Source organism: Delftia sp. ZNC0008, from assembly GCF_000799035.1.
Classification (GTDB): Bacteria; Pseudomonadota; Gammaproteobacteria; order Burkholderiales; family Burkholderiaceae_C; genus Comamonas; species Comamonas tsuruhatensis.
Window position 1 is genome coordinate 1 of the sequence record NZ_JTKZ01000910.1, and the last position, 4846, is coordinate 4846.

The window sequence follows — 4846 nt, forward strand, 5'->3', positions numbered from 1 at the left end:
CTCGCTTCGAGGAACATGGCTAGGACAACCCTTCTATGCGGGCTGGGCCGCCTTTGCCTCCACCAGCGGCTGGCCCAGGCTGCGCAGCACGTCGCGCACCATCTGGGCGCGGTCCTTGGGATTGTCCAGGGCGCGCTCTATGCGCAGCTTCTCGTTGCCGGCCAGCTTGATGTGCTTGTTCTTCTGGATGAGGTGGATGATGGCCATCGGGTCCACCGGCGGCTGGGGCTTGAAGGTGATGTTGATGACGCCGGGCGCCGCATCGACCTTGATCACGCCGTAGGGCTGGGACAGCACGCGCAGGCGGTGCACGTCGATCAGCGTCTGCGCCTGGGGCGGCAGCTTGCCGAAGCGGTCCACGATTTCTTCGAGCAGGGTGTCGATCTGGTCGCTGGTGCGGGCCGTGGCCAGTTTCTTGTAGAAGGACAGGCGCAGGTGCACATCTCCGCAGTAGTCGCCCGGCAGCAGGGCCGGCGCGTGCAGGTTGATGTCGGTGGAGGCCGACAGCGGGCTGAGCAGATCGGGCTCCTTGCCGGCCTTGAGGCTGCGCACGGCCTCGGACAGCATCTCGTTGTAGAGCTGGAAGCCCACCTCCATCATGTTGCCGCTCTGGTTCTCGCCCAGCACCTCGCCGGCGCCGCGGATTTCCAGGTCGTGCATGGCCAGGTAGAAGCCCGAGCCCAGTTCCTCCATCTGCTGGATGGCCTCCAGCCGCTGCTGGGCCTGCTTGGTCAGGCTGTCCAGGTCGGGCACCATCAGGTAGGCATAGGCCTGGTGGTGGCTGCGGCCCACGCGGCCGCGCAGCTGGTGCAGCTGGGCCAGGCCGAATTTGTCGGCGCGGCTGATGAGGATGGTGTTGGCGCTGGGCACGTCGATGCCCGTCTCGATGATGGTCGAGCACAGCAATATGTTGTAGCGCTGGGCCACGAAGTCGCGCATGACGCGCTCGAGCTCGCGCTCGGGCATCTGGCCGTGGGCCACGGCGATGCGGGCCTCGGGCAGGATTTCCTCGAGCTTTTGCTTGCGGTTCTCGATGGTCTCGACCTCGTTGTGCAGGAAGTAGCACTGGCCGCCGCGCTTGAGCTCGCGCAGCACGGCCTCGCGGATCACGCCCGTGCCCTCGTTGCGCACAAAGGTCTTGATGGCCAGGCGCCGCTGGGGCGCGGTGGCGATGACGGACAGGTCGCGCAGGCCTTCCAGCGCCATGCCCATGGTGCGCGGGATGGGCGTGGCCGTCAGCGTGAGCACGTCCACCTCGGCGCGCATGGCCTTCATGGCTTCCTTGTGGCGCACGCCGAAGCGGTGCTCCTCGTCGATGATCAGCAGGCCCAGGTTCTTGAACTGCGTGGACTCGGACAGCAGCTTGTGCGTGCCCACGACGATGTCCACCGAGCCGTCGGCAATGCCCTTGACGGCCGCCGTGATCTCCTTGCCCGAGCGAAAGCGCGAGACTTCGGCCACCTTGATCGGCCACTTGGAGAAGCGGTCCACCAGGGTCTGGTAGTGCTGCTCGGCCAGCAGTGTGGTGGGCGCGAGGAAGGCCACCTGCTTGCCGCCCGTGATGGCCACGAAGGCCGCGCGCAGCGCCACCTCGGTCTTGCCGAAGCCCACGTCGCCGCAGACCAGGCGGTCCATGGGCTTGGGGCTGATCATGTCCTGGATCACGGCGTGGATGGCGGCGCGCTGGTCCGCCGTTTCCTCGAAGCCGAAGTCGTTGGCGAACTGCTCGTAGTCCTGGGGCGAGTAGCGGAAGGCATGGCCCTGGCGTGCGGCGCGGCGTGCGTAGATGTTCAGCAGCTCGGCCGCGGAGTCGCGCACCTGCTCGGCCGCCTTGCGCTTGGCCTTTTCCCACTGCGTGCCGCCGAGCTTGTGCAGCGGCGCGTCCTCGGGTGAGACGCCCGTGTAGCGGCTGATCAGCTGCAACTGGCTGACGGGCACGTAGAGCACGGCGTTGCCAGCGTACTCCAGGTGCAGGAATTCCTGCACGGCCGGCGTGCCGTCGGGGTTCTTCTGGCCCATGTCCATGTGGACCAGGCCCTGGTAGCGGCCGATGCCGTGGTCCGAGTGCACCACGGGGTCGCCCACCTTGAGTTCGGACAGGTCCTTGATCAGTGCCTCGACATCGCTGACCTGCTCCTGCCGGCGGCGCCTGCGGCCCGTGGGGCTGGTGGCGAACAGCTCGGTCTCGGTGACGAAGTCCAGGCCTTCCTCCACCCAGGCAAAGCCGTTCATCAGCCCGGCCGTGGCAATGCCCACCTTCTCGCCCGCATCGCCCTGGAACTCGGCCAGCGAATCGAAGACCGGCGGGTTCACGCCCGAGGCGCGGAAGAAGTCCAGCAGGCTTTCGCGCCGGCCATCGGACTCGGCCAGCAGCAGGACGCGGTGGGCGCTGGCGGCAATGTGCCTTTGCAGGCGCGCCAGAGGGTCTTCCGCGCCGCGCACCACGGACAGGTCCTCCAGCTTCTGGAAGATGGCGCTGTCGGCCACGTCCTCGGTGCCTGGGCGCAGCGCGAGCTGGGCGTGCTCCTTGGCACGCGTGTAGAACTGGTCGGCGGACAGGAACAGCACCTCGGGCGGCAGGGCCGGGCGCTCGGGGTCGCCCTGCACCAGTCGGAAGCGCTCCTTGGTGTCCTGCCAAAAGCGCTGGAAGGCCGGCTCCAGGTCGCCATGCATGACCACGGTGGCATCGGCGCCCAGGTAGTCGAAGACGGTGGCCGTTTCGTCGAAGAACAGCGGCAGGTAGTACTCGATGCCGGCCGTGGCAATGCCCTGGCCCATGTCCTTGTAGATGCGGCTGCGCGTGGGATCGCCCTCCAGCAGCTCGCGCCAGCGCTGGCGGAACTTGGCGCGCGCGTCCTCGTCCATGGGGAACTCGCGGCCCGGCAGCAGGCGCACCTCTGGCACGGGGTAGAGGCTGCGCTGGGTGTCGGGGTCGAAGGTGCGGATGGAGTCGATCTCGTCGTCGAACAGGTCCACCCGGTAGGGCTGCAGCGAGCCCATGGGAAACAGGTCGATCAGGCCGCCCCGCACCGCGTACTCTCCATGGCTGACCACCTGGGAGACATGCTGGTAGCCGGCCAGCGTCAGCTGGGCCTTGAGTTTGGCCTCGTCCAGCTTCTGGCCGCTCTTGAACTCGAAGGTGTAGCCGGCCAGGAAGGAGGGCGGCGCCAGCCGGTACAGCGCCGTCGTGGCAGGCACCAGCACCACGTCGGCGCCATGCTCCTTGTCGCGCTGGTTGATGCGCCACAGCGTGGCCAGGCGCTCGCTGATCAGGTCCTGGTGGGGAGAGAAGCTGTCGTAGGGCAGGGTCTCCCAGTCGGGGAACAGCGCGCAGCGCAGGCCCGGGGCGAAGAAGGCCATCTCGTCGATCAGCCGCTGGGCATCCGAGGCGTCGGCCGTGACGATGGCTGTCACCCGGCCTGCCGCCTTCTCGCGCTCGCCCAGGCGGGCCAGCAGCAGGGCGTCGGCGCTGCCCACGGGGCGGGGCAGGGTGAAGCGTTTTCCGGGAGTGAGCTTGGGCAGTTCCATGGTGCTTGGACGTGGGCGCCGCAGCGCCTGGGCGAAGTAACGACAAAACCCCTCGGCACGCGCAGAGGGGTATCGAAGCATTTTAGCCAGCACGCATGGCGGCCATGCAGGCATGCCCGCATGGCCATGGCGGCACATGGCCGTCACTACAATGCGCCACCATGACAGATCTGCTTGCGGCGGCTGCGCCCGCATCCCTGGAGCCGGCCCGCCTGTGGGCCTTGATCCCCTGCGCGGGCACGGGCTCGCGCGCCATCGCACCCGATGCGCCTGCGCCTGAACTGCCCAAGCAATACCACCTGGTGGCCGGTGCGCCCATGGTGGCGCACACGCTGGCCGCCTTTGCGGGTGCAACGCGCGTACACCACACGCTGGTGGTGATCGCGCCCGGCGATGATTTCTGGCGCCAGGGCCTGCCGGGCCCGTCGCCCACGCGCTACTCCACGGCGGCATGCGGAGGCGCCACGCGGGCCGAATCCGTGACCAACGGCCTGAAGGAGCTGCTGGCGCGCGGTGCGGGCGCGCATGACTGGGTGCTGGTGCACGACGCCGCGCGCTGCCTGGTGACGCCCGCGCTCATCGATGCCCTGATCGACGCCTGCGAGCACGATGCCGTGGGCGGCCTGCTGGCGCACAAGCTGCCCGACACGCTCAAGACGGCCGTGGCCGGGCCCAGCGGGGTGCGCGTGGCGGGCACGGTGGACCGCAGCGACAAATGGCTGGCGCAGACGCCGCAGATGTTCCGCATCGCGCCGCTGCTCGATGCGCTGCAGCACGCCGGCTCGGCCGTGACCGACGAGGCCAGTGCCATGGAGGCCGTGGGCCAGCGCCCGCGCCTGGTGCCCGGCGGCGCGCAGAATTTCAAGGTCACCTATCCGGACGATTTCGCGCTGGCCGCCGCCGTGCTGTCGCAGCGCGAGCGCAGCACCACGCTGGAGCGATACCGGGGCCAGCGCGACCATCCGCAGGCGTCGGGCAATCCATTTTTCTGAACCTGGAATGTTTCACATGAATTTTCGTATTGGCGAGGGCTGGGACGTGCATGCCCTGGTGCCCGGGCGCAAGCTGATCCTGGGCGGCATCGAGGTGCCGCACGAACTGGGGCTGCTGGGCCATTCCGATGCCGACGTGCTGCTGCACGCCATCACCGACGCGCTGCTGGGCGGCGCGGCGCTGGGCGACATCGGCCGGCATTTCCCCGACACCGACCCCGAATTCCGTGGCGCCGATTCGCTGGTGCTGCTGGTGGAAGCGGCGCGCCGCGTGCGCGCCACGGGGCTGGAGATCGGCAACATCGACAGCACCATCATTGCCCAGG

Annotated in this window: 3 protein-coding genes; 2 read left to right on the forward strand and 1 reads right to left on the reverse strand. The window is 68.5% G+C overall.

Annotation, left to right across the window (positions count from 1 at the left end; genetic code table 11):
- Nucleotides 1-33 precede the first annotated feature (33 nt).
- Nucleotides 34-3528: a transcription-repair coupling factor gene (gene mfd, locus L995_RS29395; protein WP_047474971.1), complete on the reverse strand. Its 3495-nt coding sequence runs from the start codon at nucleotides 3526-3528 to the stop codon at nucleotides 34-36.
- Between the two features lie 161 nt (nucleotides 3529-3689).
- Here mfd and ispD point away from each other — a divergent pair, with 161 nt between their 5' ends.
- Together ispD and ispF are read left to right on the forward strand one after the other, a co-directional pair.
- Entirely contained in the window at nucleotides 3690-4520 is an 831-nt protein-coding gene (ispD, locus tag L995_RS29400; RefSeq protein ID WP_046238331.1) for a 2-C-methyl-D-erythritol 4-phosphate cytidylyltransferase, read from the forward strand.
- 16 nt (nucleotides 4521-4536) lie between these two features.
- Nucleotides 4537-4846, forward strand: a 310-nt coding sequence (ispF, locus tag L995_RS29405; protein WP_047474973.1) for a 2-C-methyl-D-erythritol 2,4-cyclodiphosphate synthase, incomplete at its 3' end; no start/stop codon positions are given.